This window comes from Bradyrhizobium glycinis (genome assembly GCF_016031655.1).
In the GTDB taxonomy this organism is placed as follows: domain Bacteria; phylum Pseudomonadota; class Alphaproteobacteria; order Rhizobiales; family Xanthobacteraceae; genus Bradyrhizobium; species Bradyrhizobium glycinis.
This window is the reverse complement of the sequence record NZ_JACCHQ010000013.1, coordinates 179,520-195,070: the sequence shown is the minus strand read 5'-3', so window position 1 is coordinate 195,070 and position 15,551 is coordinate 179,520. Positions and strand designations below refer to the sequence as shown.

Below are 15,551 nucleotides of genomic sequence, written 5' to 3'. Positions count from 1 at the left end.
GGCAAGCGGGTTCCTGCGGGGGCAGGGTGGGGTAGTTGGGTTAAGCTAGGTCATGGCGCGTTACATCGACGAGATCCTGCAGCCCGGCGAGCGAGTGCTGTATTCGACCAATGCGCACTGGATCTTTTACTTTCCGGCCATCGTGGCCTGGATCGTAGCGCTGGCCCTGCTCATCCTGTCGCGGCAGGCAACCGTGGACTGGCTCCTTCTGCTTTGCCTTGGCGCCGCAGGTCTCGCGGCGCTGGCGGCCCTGTACTGGACTGTGAAAGGCTGGTTCCATCGTTTCACCACCGAGACCGACGTCACCAATCTCAGGGTCGTGCATAAGACGGGCTTCATCAAGCGCCGAACCTTCGAGATGGCGCTGGACAAGGTCGAGAGCGTCGACGTCGACCAGACCATTCTTGGACGTATTCTCAACTACGGCGACGTGACGATTCGCGGCGTCGGCGAGGGTATCGAGACGATCAAGACGATTGCCTCGCCGCTCGCCTTCCGTAGTTCGATCACCACGCGGTAGGACCGCGCCCAACCATGAGCATGCAGCAAAATACTTCTCTTTCCGCCCAGCCCGGCTCGAGCGTCGACGCCGCCGAGATCGCGAAATTCTCGAAACTCTCGGCGGAATGGTGGGACCCCAAGGGCAAGATGGCGCCGCTGCACCGGATCAACCCGCTGCGGCTCGGCTATATCCGCGATGCCGCCTGCCGCAAGTTCGAGCGCAACGTGCGGAGCCTCAATTGTCTCGGGTCCTTGCGCGTGCTCGACATCGGCTGCGGCGCCGGCCTGCTCTGCGAGCCGCTGTCGCGCCTCGGAGCGCAGGTCATCGGCATCGATCCCTCTGCGAGCAACATCGCGGCGGCGAAGCTGCACGCCGACAAGAGTCATCTGGCGATCGACTATCGCTGCACCACGGTGGAGGAGATCGACCCGCGCGAGCGATTCGACATCGTGCTGGCGATGGAAGTGGTCGAGCACGTCACCGACGTCGGCATATTCCTGAAGCGCTGTGCCGCGATGCTGAAGCCGAACGGCCTGATGGTGGTCTCGACGCTAAACCGCAACTGGAAGAGCTTTGCGCTCGCCATCGTCGGGGCCGAATACGTCCTGCGCTGGCTGCCGCGCGGCACGCATGAGTGGAACAAGTTCGTCACGCCCGACGAACTGACGAAATACCTGCTCGACAACCGTCTCGTCATCACCGAGCAGACCGGCGTCGTCTACTCGCCCTTCGCCGACAAATGGTCTCTGTCGTCCGATATGGACGTGAACTACATGGTCGTCGCGGAAGCGATGGTGTGAACGGCCCTGGGTAGGGTACGAGCTGTTCCGCCCAGAACGCTGTCTACTGCGTTCGCAGGGACGACAGCGGAGAGCGCCGCACTCGCAGAGATTCTAACCAGCAGGCCCCGCCCTGCGTCCCGGTGCAGGACCCACATATCTCGCCCTCGGCCTGATCAGCTTGCCGAACTGCAATTGCTCGCTGGCGTGCGCGATCCAGCCGACGCTGCGCGCCATCGCAAACAGCGCCAGCTCGCTGCCGGCGGGCAGGCGCAGTGCGTGGACGAGCACGGCGAGCGCGTAGTCGATATTGACGAACTCGCCGGTGGCTTCCGCGATCCGCTCTGGCACCTCCTTGGTGAATTTGCGCGGCGCGCCGGAGCGGGACAGCGCGTTCAAAAGCGATTGGGCGCGGGGGTCGCCGTGCTTGTAGACGCCATGACCAAAGCCGGCAAAGCGTTCGCCGAGGGCGACGCGCTCGCGGACCATTGGCTCGACATCGCGGTCGACCAGCGTCTTGACGAGCTGTGAGGCCAGGACGCCGGCGCCGCCATGCTTCGGCCCTTTCAACGCGGCGAGCCCGGCGATGACGGAATCGTAGAGATTGAGGCCGGTCGAGGCCGCGCAGCGCGCGGTGAAGGTCGAGGCGTTCAGCTCGTGATCGGCGAGCAGCACCAGCGCACGGCGGATCAAATCGGGCGCGTGCTTGTTGTCCGCCGCCCAGGCGCGCGCAACCTGCTGATGCAGCGGCTCGGCCGAGGCTTCCGCATTGAGCATGGTCGCAACCAGCAGGCGGACGATGCGCGCGCCGACCATGGCGCGGCCATCGGGTGCCCGGGTGAAGGCGCGGGGATCGACGCTCGCGGCCAGTGCGAGCACGGCGATGGCGCGGTCGATCGGTGCCGCCCGGCGCGCGGCCTCCGCGATCACGCGCATTTCCGCGGAGAGCTCGGGTTGATTGTCAGGCGCAAACGGATCGACGTCGGCGACATCCCACAGCAGCGTGGCGGCGTGCTCCAGCGTGTCGTTCTCGGAAAGATCGACGCAATTGACGCCGCGATAGATCGCACCCTCCTCGGTGATGGTCGAGATCTCCGTGTCCATCACCGGCAGTTCGGCATCGAAGCTGCGCAGGCCGCGTGGCTCCGGCGACGGCACGCGACGCTCCTTCAGCGCACGGACATCCTCGGCGCGATAGCGGTTCTTTCGCGAGTCCGGTGTCGGCTCGGAGCGGATCAGGCCGCGGCTGACATAGGCGTAGAGGGTGGCCGGGGAGATCGCGAGCTCGGCGGCGGCTTCCCGGGCGGAGAGGTACAGCCCATCGGAATTTTTCATATTGATTTATGTAATCAAGATTGATCAATGTGTCGAGAGGCCTCACCCTGTCTTTCGTGAACAGGAGATTTGGGCCATGAACATCCACCTCACCAAGAGCCAGATCGGGCTGGACGGCGTTCCCGCGGCCGAGACGGTGCTGAGTCATGTCGACGGCGAGCGCGGCGAGCTCATCATTGCCGGGGAGCACGTCGGACGGCTCGCCGCTATCTCGAGCTTCGAGGGCGTCACCGCCCGGCTCTGGAACGGCGCCAGCAAGACCACCCTCACGGAAGCCAATGTCCGGGCGAGCCTGGGCGTGGCGCGCGAGCGCGCCTTCGCGCGGCTGCCGGACCTGCTGCCGGCGACGCGCGGCATGGGCATCATCGACGGGTTCCGTGCCGCCATCGCCGGACTTCGCGCCGAGCACGGGCTGGAGCACGAGGCGACGATCGTCGGCGCGTTTCCGGTGATCGCGGGCGCGCTGGTCCGGCGCGCCAAAGGGCTGGAGCCGGTCGCACCCGATCCCGACGTGAGCCATGCCGCCGACACGTTGCGCATGCTGCACGGGCGCGCGCCTGAAGCACGCGAGGTCACGGCGCTCGATGCCTATCTCGTCACCGCCAGCGACCACGGCATGAACGCTTCGACCTTCACCGCGCGCGTGGTGGCCTCGACGCAGGCCGATCTGTTCGCGGCCGTCACCGCCGGCTATTGCGCGCTGACCGGTCCGCTGCATGGCGGCGCGCCGGAGCCGGTGCTGGAAATGCTGGACGCGATCGGCTCGCGCGAGCGCATAAAACCCTGGGTGGATGCGGCGCTGGCGCGCGGCGAGCGCATGATGGGGTTTGGCCACCGGGTCTATCGCGTCCGCGATCCGCGCGCCGACGTGCTCAAGACCGCAGTCGAGGCGCTGGCGGCGAGCGGCACCGATCTGCCGTTTGCCGGCGAGGTCGAGGCCTATATCCGCAGCGCCCTGCGCAAGAAGAACCCGGAGCGGCTTCTGGAGACGAACGTCGAGTTCTTCACCGCGATCCTGCTCGACGCGCTGGCGATTCCGCGGCAGGCGTTCACGCCGATCTTCGCGGTCGCGCGCAGCGCAGGCTGGACCGCGCATGCCCGCGAGCAGCAACGGACGGGGCGGTTGATCAGACCGAGCTCGTCCTATGTCGGAGCGATGCCGGAAGTTTGAGAGCGGATGCCTCCGCGAGGCCGGAATCGTAGGGTGGGCAAAGGCGCATTTGCGCCGTGCCCACCATCTGTCTCGATCTAAAAAAAGCGGGGGCACGCTTCGATTTGCCCACCCCTACGACACTGAATGCCGCGAGGCCCTTACGCCTCGCGCACGACCGTCTTCAGATAATTGTACGCCTTGATGATCTCGATCAGGCGATCTTCGGTCGAGCGGTCGCCGCCATTGGCGTCGGGGTGGTGCTGCTTGACCAGCGCCTTGTACTTGGTCTTGACGTCAGCAAGCGTCGCGCTGGGGCCGAGGCCCATGACCTGAAGCGCCTTGCGCTCGGCGTTCATCACCTTGCGCGTCTCGGCCTTGGGCTCCGCTTCGGGGCCCTTGCGCCAGCTGGCGCGGCCGTTGATCTCGGAGAACATGCTGAAAGGATCGGACGCCATGTCGATCTCTTCCGCGCCCTTCTTGCCGCCATTGGCTCCCATCTTCCAGGTCGGGCGGTGACCGGTCAGCGCATCCTTCTGATAGCGCGCCACGGCTTCGGCATTCATGCCGGAAAAGAAATTGTAGTTCTGGTTGTACTCGCGCACGTGATCGAGACAGAAGTGCCAGTACTCGCGCTGGTTCTCGCGGCCCTTCGGCGCGCGATGCGAGCCCTTGTTGGCGCAGCCCGCCCATTCGCAATTGACCGCGATGTCGCGCGGCTTCACTTCCGGCTGCTTGCCCCGCGGCTTCACGCGGATGGAGTCGAAGAACTTTGATGAATCGATCGGCATGGCTGACTTTGACTACGCAATGCAAAAACCTTCAAGTCTTGACATTGCAATTCGCTGAGCACCCGGTCGCGACGAGCTTGGACGTCCGGGTATTGACGAGATGCGAGCGCGCACCTTAATGGCACACATGGCTATGAAAGATACTATCAGCAACAAGTTGCAGGAAGCTTTCACGCCGGAAAGCCTGCAAGTCGTCGACGAGTCACATTTGCATGAGGGCCACGCCGGCCATCGGCCGGGCGGCGAGACGCACTTCCGGGTGTATATCGTGTCTGCCGCCTTCAAAGGGAAGAGCCGGGTCGACCGTCACCGCATGATAAATTCGGCGCTCGCCGCGGAACTCGCCGGCAGCGTCCACGCGCTCGCGATCAACGCGCAAGCACCGGGGGAAGGTTGACTTCTCTTACCCTCCCCTGGAGGGGGAGGGTCGGCTCATGTCGAGCGAAGCGAGGCGAGAGACGGGGTGGGGTGACGGTCTCTCCTCACGCGACAGTGCCCGTATGGAGAGATCACCCCACCCCGCTCGCGCTGCGCGCGATCGACCCTCCCCCTCCAGGGGAGGGTAAGCAAAAATCAAAAAGACGTCCCGGCGCGTCTCGGCTTGGCCTCTTCCAGCTCGGCCTCGCGCGTCACCGGTGAAATACGGAGCGCGGTGATGCGGTTGCGCTCGCGGCGGAGGACACGGAAACGGAAGCCGTGGAAGGTGAAGCTCTGGCCGCGGTCGGGGATCGAGCGCGCCTCGTGAATGACGAGGCCGGCGACCGTGGTTGCCTCTTCATCGGGCAGATGCCAGTCCATGGCGCGGTTGAGATCGCGGATCGGCACCGAGCCGTCGACCACGACGGAGCCGTCCGGCTGACGGCGCACGCCGGCGACCACCACGTCATGCTCGTCAGAGATGTCGCCGACGATCTCCTCCAGAATGTCTTCCAGCGTCACGAGGCCTTCGACCTCACCATACTCGTCGACGACCAGCGCGAAATGGGTCTTGCGGCGGCGGAACGCCTTGAGCTGCTGGGATATCGGCCGCATCTCCGGCACGAACCAGGGCGGCAGCATGATGGTGGTGACGTCGATGCGCGAGGTGTCGCCTTCCGATGCGCGGATCGCGCGCAACAGATCCTTGGCGTGCAGAATGCCGATGATGTTCTCCGACTTGTCCCGCCACAGCGGAATGCGGGTGTATTCGGTCGCCAGCACCTCCCGCACCAGCTCCTCCGGCGGCAGGTCGGCATTGATCATCACCATGGCCGTGCGGTGGACCATCACGTCGGACACCGTCAGCTCGCCGAGGCGGAAGACGTTGTGAATGTACTCGGCCTCGCCGCTCTCGATCTTGCCGTGCACGGCCGATTCCTCGACCAGGCCTTCGATCTCGGAATCCGTCAGGATTTCGTGTTGCGAGAACTCCTGCACCCCCATCAGACGCAGGACCGCGCTCGACGCCGTGTTGAGACACCAGCTCAGCGGATAGAACACCAGGTAGGAAAAATGCAGCGGGTAAGCAATCCACTGCGACACGGGCATCGGCTCCCTGATCGCAAGCGTCTTCGGCACCTGCTCGCCGATGATGATGTGCAGCGAGGAGAAGACCAGAAAACCCGCCACGAAGGAGGTGAAGTGCAGCGTGGCCTCCGACAATCCGAGCGGGCTGAGCAGGGGGCTCAGCAGCGCAGACACGGTCGGCTCACCGATCCAGCCAAGACCGAGTGAGGCCATGGTGATGCCGAGCTGGCAGCAGGCGAGATAGGATTCGATGTTTCCCATCATCGTCTGGAGCAGGCGCGCGCCGAAGCGGTTTTGCTCGACCATGGCCTTGACGCGGAAGCCGCGGCTCTTCACCAGCGCAAATTCCGCCGCGACGTAAAACGCGTTGGCGGCGAGCAAGAGGGCCGCAAGCAGCAGATTGATCGAGATCGAACTCATGTTTGCCTCGCGACCGCCCCGGCATTCCCCGCCGTTTCGCGGGCGGCCGATCTGAACGGTCCCGTCATCACTGCGCGAGCTTCTCTTTCAGGAAGTCGCGCACCGGCGCCGGCTCGACATCCTTTGCGATCACCGCGCGGCCCACGGCCTCCAGCAGGATGAAGGTGAGCTTGCCGCGCTTGACCTTCTTGTCCTGTGCCATCAACGCCATCAGCGCGTCGGCATCGGCAAGCCCTTCCTGCGCAAAGCCCGCGATGTCCTGCAAGCGCGTCGGCAGACCCGCCTCGATCAGGTGGCGCTCGATACGCGCCGCCTCACGCTCGCCGATCATGCCGAGCTTCGCCGAGAACTGCGCCGCCAGCGTCATGCCGATGGCGACGCCCTCGCCATGGAACAGGCGGTCGGAGAAGCCGGTCGCCGCTTCCAGCGCGTGGCCGAAGGTGTGGCCGAGATTGAGCAGCGCACGCTCGCCGGTTTCGCGCTCGTCGCGCGCGACGATTGCGGCCTTGGCCCGGCAGGAGGTCGCGATCGCATGCTCGCGGGCCGATCCGCCCTTGAAGATCTCGGCATGGTTCTTTTCCAGCCAGGTGAAGAAGGCCTCGTCGCCCAGCACGCCGTATTTGGCGACCTCGGCATAGCCGGCTCGGAACTGACGCGGCGACAGCGTGTCGAGCACCGCGGTGTCGGCGATGACAAGCACCGGCTGGTGGAAGGCCCCTAACAGGTTCTTGCCCTGCGGCGAGTTGATGCCGGTCTTGCCGCCGACGCTGGAATCGACCTGCGCCAGCAGCGAGGTCGGCACCTGCACGAAATCGACGCCGCGGCGCAGGATGGCCGCGGCAAAGCCGGCGAGATCGCCGACCACGCCGCCGCCGAGCGCGATGACGAGATCGTTGCGCTCGATGCGAGCGGCGATCAGGGCCTCGCTGACCTTTTCGAGCCCGGCATAGGTTTTCGAGATCTCGCCTTCCTCGACCACGATGCGCGAGGTCGGAATGCCGGCGGCCGCAAGCGATGCTTCGGTCGGCTCGAGCCAGTGTTTTGCCACCGTGCGATCCGTCACGATTGCCGTTCGCACGCCGGGACGCAGAGCGGCGAGGCGCTCGCCGAGCGAAGCCAGCACGCCGCGGCCGATCACGATGTCATAGGCGCGATTCTCCAGCGCGACGCCGACATTGACGGGATCGGAATGCTTCAACGGCGCAGTCATCTTGACGCACTCGCAACGTCTTGAGGGGGTGGGGCGGAGTGCTCGCCGCAGAGATGGGCGCGCAGCGTCTCGATGCACTCCTCGACGATTCTGTCGTGCGGCACGTCGCGCGAGGCGATGGTGAGGTCGGCTTTGCCATAGACCGGCTCGCGCTCGGTGAGCAGGCGCGTCACCGTCCCTTCCGGGTCGGCGGTCTGCAGCAGCGGGCGATCGGCACGGCGGCGGACGCGGCGCATGATGACGTCGTGGTCCGCCCTGAGCCAGATCGAGACCGCCCTGGCCGCGATGCGGGTTCGCGTCTCCTCCCGCATATAGGCGCCGCCGCCGGTTGCCAGCACCACCGGCCCGTCGTCGAGCAGCCGCGCGATCACCCGGGCCTCGCCCTCGCGGAAATGCGCTTCGCCGTAACGCTCGAAGATTTCCGGTATGGTCATGCCGGCCGCCGCCTCGATCTCGGTGTCGGCATCGACGAAGGGCAGTTTGAGCCGGGCCGCGAGGCGTCGGCCGATGGTGGATTTGCCCACCCCCATCATGCCGACGAGCACGATCGAGCGCGCCCCGAGTGCCGACAGGATGTCGGCCTCGGGCGAAGCAGGAAGCGGCAACGCGGCGTCGGACATCGTCTCGCTCGACTGGATCTCGCTCGAACTGCCGCCAGATGCGGCATGCTTTGGCCACCTATACGACCCCATGGGGGCCCTCGCCAGAGGACTCTTGCCACGAAACGGCGAACATGTTGGATGATTTCATTGGTTAATTTGGCCGCCGCGCCCCGACCCGAGACCCCAGAACGATGCCGAGCCTGTTCCGCTTCCTGACGGTCGTCGCTGTGATCGCCGGCATCGTCTATGGCGTGGTCTTCGCGCTGGCGAACTTCGTCAATCCGAAGCCGCGGGAAATGACGGTGACGATCCCGCCGGACAAGTTTCTAAAGAAATAGGAGCTAGCCTCCCGGGCATGCGCAGCCCGCCCTCAGACGCCAAGCTCATCGGCCTGTTCCTCGACATGCTCGCAGCGGAACAGGGCGCCGGCCCCAACACGCTCGACGCCTACCGCCGCGACCTCACCGATTTCTCTGAGTTTCTGGGCCGGGTCGGCCACACGTTCGTGGATGCCGAGACCCAGACGCTGCGCGACTATCTCGCCGATCTAGACACCCGGGGTTTCAAGTCCACCAGTGTGGCCCGCCGGCTGTCCGCGATGCGGCACCTCTACCGTTTCCTGCTGAACGAGCGCATCCGCACTGACGATCCCGCCGCGATCCTGTCAGGCCCGAAGCGCGGCCGCGGCCTGCCGAAAGTGCTGTCGATTGCCGACGTCGACCGCATGCTCCGCCGCGCCAAGGAATTGAGCGAGGCGGAAGATGCCTCGCCCTCCAGGCGGCTGCGCAGCTTGCGGCTCTACTGCCTGCTCGAGGTGCTCTACGCCACCGGCCTGCGCGTCTCCGAGCTGGTGGCACTGCCGCGCTCGGCGGCTAAGCGCGACGCCCGCATGATCGTGGTGCGTGGCAAGGGCAACAAGGAACGGCTGGTGCCGCTCAACGACGCCTCGCGGCAGGCGATGGCGGATTATCTCGCCGCCACGGAAGCGGCAAAGGCCGACAGGAAGAGCAGCGTGGCCGCCTCGAAATGGCTGTTCCCCTCGTTCGGCGAGAGCGGTCATCTGACCCGCCAGCATTTTGCCCGCGACCTCAAGGAGCTCGCGGTTGCGTCCGGGCTGCAGGCCCGGCTGGTCTCCCCGCACGTGCTGCGCCACGCCTTTGCCAGCCATCTGCTGCACAACGGCGCGGACCTGCGCATCGTGCAGACCCTGCTCGGTCACACCGACATCTCGACGACCCAGATCTATACCCATGTGGTCGAGGAGCGGCTCAAGAGCCTGGTGCGTGACCTGCACCCGCTGGCGGAGAAGTAAACAGGTCTCGTGCCCCGGACGCAGCGCAGCACGTAAGTGATGCGCTGCTGAGCCGGGGCCCATGCGGCTTGCTGGGTCCCGGCCCTGCGCTGCAGCGTCCGGGACACGACATCGGGGCCAGGAGGACAGCCTAAACCGCCTTGACTTCGGCCACTTCTCCGCAGAAAGAGCCGGGGCCTTTCGCATGATTTGGCGGGCAAGCTCGCAGCGCACAGGTCAAGCCATTGGAGAAGCTACACTTCTTTCCGCAGATCTAAATTCGCTTCGCCGCCTCGCCCCGTCCTCTATATTGAGTTGATGCAAGACCAGATGCGCAGCTATCTCGACTTCGAAAAGCCCGTCGCCGAGCTCGACTCCAAGGTCGACGAATTGCGCGCGCTCGCCGCCACCGGCACCGACATCAGCGACGAGATCGGGCGGATCGAGGACAAGGCGGCGCAGGCGCTGGCGGACCTCTATGCGAACCTGACGCCGTGGCAGAAAACGCTTGTGGCGCGGCATCCGCAGCGGCCGCATTTCAACGACTTCATCAAGGGCCTGATCACCGAATTCACCCCGCTGGCCGGCGACCGCAAGTTCGGCGAGGACGAGGCGCTGGTCGCCGGCTTCGGCCGCTTCCGCGGCGAGCCGATCTGCGTGATGGGCCAGGAAAAGGGCGATTCCACCGAGAGCCGCATCCGGCACAATTTCGGCATGGCGCGGCCGGAAGGCTATCGCAAATGCGTGCGGCTGATGGAGATGGCCGAGCGGTTCGGCCTGCCGGTGCTGTCGCTCGCCGATTCCGCCGGCGCCTATCCCGGCATCGGCGCCGAGGAGCGGGGACAAGCCGAGGCGATCGCGCGCTCGACCGATGCGTGCCTGGCGCTGACCGTGCCGAACGTCGCGATCATCACCGGCGAGGGCATGTCGGGCGGCGCCATCGCCATCACCACGGCCAACAGGGTCTTGATGCTCGAGCACGCCATCTACAGCGTGATCTCGCCGGAAGCGGCGTCCTCCATTCTCTGGCGCGACGGCACCAAGGCGCAGGAAGCCGCCAACAACATGAAGATCACCGCCCAGGACATGCTCCGCTTCGGCGTCATCGACGCCATCCTGAAGGAGCCGGTCGGCGGCGCCCACCGCGACCCCGCCGCCATGATCGCCACCACTGGGGATGCCATCGCCAAGGCCTTCGACGAGCTGCGGAACTTTGATGGAGAGGCCATCCGCAAGATGCGGCGGCAGAAATTCCTCGATATCGGCCGGAAACTGGGCTGATTCGGTTCGATTAGCGCCGCAAACGGCGGTGCGCTCCCTCCCCCGCTTGCGGGGGAGGGTTGGGGAGAGGGTGTCTCCCCTCGCAACATTCCCAATGCGGCGCGAGCCCCCTCCCGGCCTCCCCCGCAAGCGGGGGAGGTGAAGATGACGCCGGTAACCCTGCATTAACCCTTTTTTTGCCCAAATCGGCGATCTCTGTCCCCGTCGGCTTGGAAGGCCCCAGTTCCGTCCCAAGTCGCGTCCATTTAGTCTTCGTTGACCATGCCACTGGGCCAACGCCCTCGTGATCCCCGCTCGGGTTGCGACCACATGACCCAGAGGTTAGAATTTTAATCAATGGCTTCAGGGCATAAGCGCTGGAGCGAGGTCTGACCGGGCCCGTCTCGGCGGGTCGGTTTTCCGGTCGGATCGCGCTTCGGAAGAATTGGGGTTCGCGCTTCAAAGCCCGGCACGGTGTGGGGTCCATCTTGATTTCTCGTTCGCTTGCTCGCGCGCTCTTGGTTTCGGTTGCGCTGTTGACGGCCGGCGGTCTGCTCGCCGGCTGCAACACCGATCAGGCCTCGCTCGCGACCAACGCCAAGGCCAATCAGCCGGTGCCACCGAAGCTGATCGCCGCGATGGCCGAGAAGGACATGGACCTGCAATCGCCGATCCTGGTCCGCCTGTTCAAGCAGGAGGCCGAGCTCGAGGTCTGGAAGCAGACCCGCTCGGGCCAGTTCGCGTTGCTCAAGACCTATCCGATCTGCCGCTGGTCGGGCGATCTCGGCCCCAAGGTGCGCGAGGGCGACCGCCAGGCACCGGAGGGATTCTACTCGATCAATCCGAGCCAGATGAATCCGCAATCGGCCTATTACCTCTCCTTCAACACGGGTTACCCGAACGCGTTCGACAAGGCGCTGGGCCGCACCGGCTCGCAGCTAATGGTGCATGGCGATTGCTCGTCGCGCGGCTGCTACGCGATGACGGACGAGCAGATTGCGGAGATCTATTCGCTCGGCCGCGAGTCCTTCTTCGGCGGCCAGAAGGCGTTCCAGCTGCAGGCCTATCCGTTCAAGATGACGCCGGTGAACATGGCCAGGCACCGGAACAATCCGAACATGCCGTTCTGGAAGATGATCAAGCAAGGCTATGATCATTTCGAGGTGACGCGGCAGGAGCCGAAGGTCGATTTCTGCGAGAAGAAGTACGTCTTCGACGCGGCAAAGCCCGCGGATGCCAAGCGCGATCCGGTTTTCGACGCCTCGGCCAAGTGCCCGGCCTATGTGATCCCCGAGGAGATCGCCAGCGCCGTGCGCGAGAAGCAGGCCAAGGACGAAGCCGAATACGCAAGGCTGGTCGCCAAGGGCACGCCGGTGGCGCGGATGAACACCGGCATCGACGGCGGCATGCACAAGATCTTCGCCGCCAAGATTCCGGAAGGCTCGACCGGCCTGTCCGAGAGCGCCGAAGGCACCACGCTGCAGATGCTGGCCATGGCCAAGGCGCCGGGCACGATCCCCGGCCACGTCAACCCGCCCAAGCCGAACCTCGATGTGGCGGCAAGCGCGCCCGCGCCGCAGGAGGAGCCGGTGGTTGCGGTCAGCGCGCCCGCGACTGGCCCCCGCGTCGCCTCGGCTGCGCCCGCCGAAAAATCCTCAAGCGGCGGTTTCTTCTCCAATCTCGGCCGCAAGATGGGGTTCGGCACCGCCGATACCACGGCGACCACCACGCCGGCGCCGCAGGCCACTGCGTCCGTCGCGCCGGCCGCCCAGACGTCCACGACGCCGGCCACGGCCGCCTCGCGACTCAAGGCCGCCGTGACTCGCTTCGTGCCGGGGCAAGACAAGTCCAAGGATGCTGCGAAGGATACGCCGAAGCCGGCGGCTGTCGCCGCCAAGACCGCCGAACCGGCAAAGCCCGACACCCGCCTCGCCGCGACGCGTCCGGCGTTGAAGCCGTCGGTGAGCGACGGCGCGGGCGACAGCGCCCCGATGATGGCCGGCGCCGCGCCGGTGGTGCAGTCGAACTCGTTCGACAGCCGCTTCTCGGCGGTGAAGTAGGCACGCTCCTTCGGATAAGGGAATTCGCTTTACCCGAACACCCGAAACACCCTATCCTTCGCGCATCTCATCCCTCCGGAAGGGGGCGGGTCGCGATCGTCACGGTTCGTGGGGTGGGTTGCGGTGGACGCGGGCGGCGTTGGCGCCAGATGCGGTCGCAGGGCGGGTAGTCCCCGTGAGCGATCAGCGGGCGCGGTACGACAGGCGCTGCCATGCCCTGCGAAGCCAAGGGGCGAAGCAGGGCCGCGTACGGCAAAATCGTGTGGTCCTGACGTCCGGGGTCTGTACGTCAAGTCTCGCGGTGGTGCACGTTCTCCAACCGGAGGGCGCGTATCAGTGATCTCGCGAGGCGACGGGGGCAATAGTGCATCGCTCCCCGGGGAGAGCGCGACATAAGCCGTCAAACCACTGCGCAGGGAAGGCCGGTTATCGGGCTGCACCTGTGTCTCCCCTGTGAGCGTCTACTCTACGCATCATGCACAGGGGCTCGCGGGTGCCAGCCGGTACCCGGCCTTCCCTGCGCCCCTTCCGATTCCGAGGGGCCAGAAGCGAAGCAAAACCCGGGCGCTGGGCGCCGCGGGATCGCGATGTCACGTTCGGCTCTTTGACATTTAAGCAACGAAGCGGCGCAGCCATAATCGAGCGAGAGGCCGTGGCGTACTGGATGCTCCGCTCGCGGAGCCTGACAACTAACGTTGATGTGGGAGTGGTGCAGTCGAACTCGTTCGACAGCCGGTTCTCGGCGATGAAGTAGGCGGGCGGCGAGGCGCCCGAACGCGCTCATTATCGCCCTCTCCTCCGCACCACACGGAAGGGACTGCGGATCGTGAACGCGTCGGGCACGATGCCGCTTTCGATCCGCTCCCATGTCACCTGCGCAGCTATGGGAAAATTTTCGCGCGCCCGCGGCGAGAAGGTGCCGACCGCGGTGGTACCGCGGCCGTTGCGCAAATAGTCGAGAAAAATGCGGCCGCTGCGCCTGGCCTGGGCGGAGAGGACGTAGCGATCCGGTCGACGCAATGCGAAATCGGCCATGAGGTTGCGTGCCATGCGATGCGCCTGATCGTGCAGCATTGGCACGTCAAGCGGCGCCGTCAGATGAATGCCCTTGCCGCCAGTCAGTTTGGGCCAGGTCGCAAACCCCTCACGGCTTATCAGCGCGCGAAGTTCCAGGGCGGTCTCGATCACAGCATCCCATGCGACGCCCTCGCCGGGATCAAGGTCGATCACGATGCGATCGGCGTGCTCGACATCCTCGACAGTCGAATTCCAGGGATGCAATTCGACTGCGCCGATCTCGACGAGTCCGAGGAAACCCTCAAGGCTGTCCACCCAAAGCCGCGTGCCTTCGCCGCCTTCGCGCTTTCGGATGCGTAGCTGGTGCACCGCTTGCGGAATGTCCTTCGGCAGCGGCCCCTTATGATAGAACGTCGTGCCGTGCACGTGCCGCACCAGCTTGAGCGGTCGATGTCCTAGATGCAGCAGCGCCTTCTTCCAGACGCGGGTCCAGTAACGCGCGAGCTCTTCCTTGGACGGCACGATCGCGTCGGGCAGCAGCTGCAGGATATTCTCTTTGGGAACGCCGAGCTTCGGCCGTCCGACCGATGAAGGCACCAACCGGGGCGCCCTGACCTTCCGCGGCGCAAGATCGTCGCGCAGGCCCTTGAACACGGCTTCACGCAGCAGGCCATCGTCGGTCAGGGCGCCATATTCCACCTCGGCATTCACCACCGGCTCGACCCACGTCGCCTTGGGCTTCTTTACCGGCAGATCGAGCGGAGAATTGCGCCGGATCAGTGGGTCGAGCCGTTCACGCAATTCACGCGCGGTCGCCTCGGTGTAGCCGGTGCGGACCTTGCCGGCATAAAGCAGGCGATCATCCTCGTGACGCCCGATGTAGAGCGAAGCCACCTTCCGCGGGTACGCGCCCAGCTTTTCGACGAATGCGACGATGGGAAACGTCTCGCTCTTCTTGCATTTCAGCTTGAGCCAGGCTTCCTGCCGTCCGGAGCGATAAGGTGCGTCGGCGCGCTTGGCGAGCAGCCCTTCGAGGCCAAGCCTGCAAGCATGGCGAAAGATTTCCTCGCCGTCGGCTTCGACGTGCTCGACGTAGATGAAAGTCTCGGGCGCTTCTTTGAGAAGCCGCTGCAGCAGTTGCTTTCGCTGGACAAAGGCGACGCCACGCAAATCGTATCGGTCGAGATACAACAGATCGAACGCGTGATAGCGAATGCGGCGGCTCTGCTTGGCGCCGAGCTCGCGCCGCAGCTGCTGGAAATCCGGCAAGCCATTACAACCGTAGACCACGGCCTCGCCATCGATGATCGCACTCTCGGCTCTGAGCCTTCGCCCGTCGGCTGCAATGGACGAGAATTGCTCGGTCCAATCGTATCCAGCGCGCGAATAGACCGTCGCCGCGCCTGCCTGCAGGTGAAGTTGCGCGCGATAGCCGTCGGCTTTTATCTCGAACACCCAGCCGCCGCCTTGCGGTGGGTTTTCGCGCAGCGTGGGATCGCATGGCACGATGTAAGACGGAATCGGAATCTTCCGCGCGCCGGCTAGGCGCGATAGTCCCAACTGACGCAACGCAACAGCACACATGCTGGATTCAACGCGGCCCGACGGATTCGTTCCGATCTAAAATA

The 15,551-nt window shown here is 65.2% G+C and carries 14 protein-coding genes; 8 read left to right on the top strand and 6 right to left on the bottom strand.

Going from position 1 to position 15,551, the window contains the following annotated elements; genetic code table 11:
• Positions 1 to 52: 52 nt before the first annotated feature.
• Both HZZ16_RS20215 and ubiG read left to right on the top strand, forming a co-directional pair.
• On the top strand, positions 53 to 520 hold the full coding sequence (locus HZZ16_RS20215; RefSeq protein ID WP_197950929.1) for a PH domain-containing protein: 468 nt from the start codon (positions 53 to 55) through the stop codon (positions 518 to 520).
• A gap of 14 nt (positions 521 to 534) precedes the next feature.
• A complete protein-coding gene (gene ubiG / locus HZZ16_RS20210; RefSeq protein WP_197950926.1) occupies positions 535 to 1,302 on the top strand; it encodes a bifunctional 2-polyprenyl-6-hydroxyphenol methylase/3-demethylubiquinol 3-O-methyltransferase UbiG in 768 nt (255 codons plus the stop codon).
• 93 nt (positions 1,303 to 1,395) lie between these two features.
• Here the strand turns inward: ubiG and HZZ16_RS20205 are convergent, their stop codons facing one another.
• Positions 1,396 to 2,616: a citrate/2-methylcitrate synthase gene (locus HZZ16_RS20205; protein ID WP_197950924.1), complete on the bottom strand. Its 1,221-nt coding sequence runs from the start codon at positions 2,614 to 2,616 to the stop codon at positions 1,396 to 1,398.
• Positions 2,617 to 2,692: 76 nt separating this feature from the next.
• On the opposite strand from HZZ16_RS20205, the gene HZZ16_RS20200 reads away from it, so the two are divergent.
• Positions 2,693 to 3,787 carry a citrate synthase/methylcitrate synthase gene (locus HZZ16_RS20200; protein WP_197950921.1) on the top strand — a complete coding sequence of 365 codons (1,095 nt, stop codon included), beginning with the start codon at positions 2,693 to 2,695 and terminating at the stop codon, positions 3,785 to 3,787.
• Positions 3,788 to 3,927: 140 nt separating this feature from the next.
• Here HZZ16_RS20200 and HZZ16_RS20195 read toward each other — a convergent pair whose 3' ends face one another.
• Positions 3,928 to 4,557 carry a J domain-containing protein gene (locus HZZ16_RS20195; protein ID WP_197950919.1) on the bottom strand — a complete coding sequence of 210 codons (630 nt, stop codon included), beginning with the start codon at positions 4,555 to 4,557 and terminating at the stop codon, positions 3,928 to 3,930.
• Between the two features lie 118 nt (positions 4,558 to 4,675).
• Here HZZ16_RS20195 and HZZ16_RS20190 point away from each other — a divergent pair, with 118 nt between their 5' ends.
• Positions 4,676 to 4,954 carry a BolA family protein gene (locus HZZ16_RS20190; RefSeq protein ID WP_197950917.1) on the top strand — a complete coding sequence of 93 codons (279 nt, stop codon included), beginning with the start codon at positions 4,676 to 4,678 and terminating at the stop codon, positions 4,952 to 4,954.
• 176 nt (positions 4,955 to 5,130) lie between these two features.
• On the opposite strand, the gene HZZ16_RS20185 is transcribed toward HZZ16_RS20190, so the two are convergent.
• The 3 genes from HZZ16_RS20185 to HZZ16_RS20175 form a co-directional block, all read right to left on the bottom strand.
• The gene (locus HZZ16_RS20185; protein ID WP_197950915.1) at positions 5,131 to 6,483 is read right to left on the bottom strand and encodes an HlyC/CorC family transporter; all 1,353 of its coding nucleotides are present in this window, start codon (positions 6,481 to 6,483) and stop codon (positions 5,131 to 5,133) included.
• A gap of 67 nt (positions 6,484 to 6,550) precedes the next feature.
• Positions 6,551 to 7,693: a 3-dehydroquinate synthase gene (gene aroB, locus HZZ16_RS20180; RefSeq protein WP_197950913.1), complete on the bottom strand. Its 1,143-nt coding sequence runs from the start codon at positions 7,691 to 7,693 to the stop codon at positions 6,551 to 6,553.
• Positions 7,690 to 8,313, bottom strand: a complete 624-nt coding sequence (locus HZZ16_RS20175; protein WP_197950949.1) for a shikimate kinase — start codon at positions 8,311 to 8,313, stop codon at positions 7,690 to 7,692. Before HZZ16_RS20175 ends, aroB begins: the two co-directional genes overlap by 4 nt.
• Positions 8,314 to 8,486: 173 nt before the next feature.
• Here HZZ16_RS20175 and HZZ16_RS20170 point away from each other — a divergent pair, with 173 nt between their 5' ends.
• The 4 genes from HZZ16_RS20170 (at position 8,487) to HZZ16_RS20155 (ending at position 12,906) form a co-directional block, all read left to right on the top strand.
• Complete coding sequence (locus tag HZZ16_RS20170) at positions 8,487 to 8,633, top strand: hypothetical protein (RefSeq protein WP_035669499.1); 147 nt, start codon at positions 8,487 to 8,489, stop codon at positions 8,631 to 8,633.
• A 17-nt stretch (positions 8,634 to 8,650) separates the two neighbouring features.
• Complete coding sequence (xerD, locus tag HZZ16_RS20165) at positions 8,651 to 9,607, top strand: site-specific tyrosine recombinase XerD (RefSeq protein WP_197950911.1); 957 nt, start codon at positions 8,651 to 8,653, stop codon at positions 9,605 to 9,607.
• Between the two features lie 297 nt (positions 9,608 to 9,904).
• On the top strand, positions 9,905 to 10,867 hold the full coding sequence (locus HZZ16_RS20160; protein WP_197950909.1) for an acetyl-CoA carboxylase carboxyltransferase subunit alpha: 963 nt from the start codon (positions 9,905 to 9,907) through the stop codon (positions 10,865 to 10,867).
• A gap of 467 nt (positions 10,868 to 11,334) precedes the next feature.
• Positions 11,335 to 12,906 carry a L,D-transpeptidase family protein gene (locus HZZ16_RS20155; protein ID WP_246510229.1) on the top strand — a complete coding sequence of 524 codons (1,572 nt, stop codon included), beginning with the start codon at positions 11,335 to 11,337 and terminating at the stop codon, positions 12,904 to 12,906.
• 783 nt (positions 12,907 to 13,689) lie between these two features.
• Here HZZ16_RS20155 and ligD read toward each other — a convergent pair.
• Positions 13,690 to 15,507, bottom strand: a complete 1,818-nt coding sequence (gene ligD, locus HZZ16_RS20150; RefSeq protein WP_197950904.1) for a DNA ligase D — start codon at positions 15,505 to 15,507, stop codon at positions 13,690 to 13,692.
• Between the last annotated feature and the right edge of the window lie 44 nt (positions 15,508 to 15,551).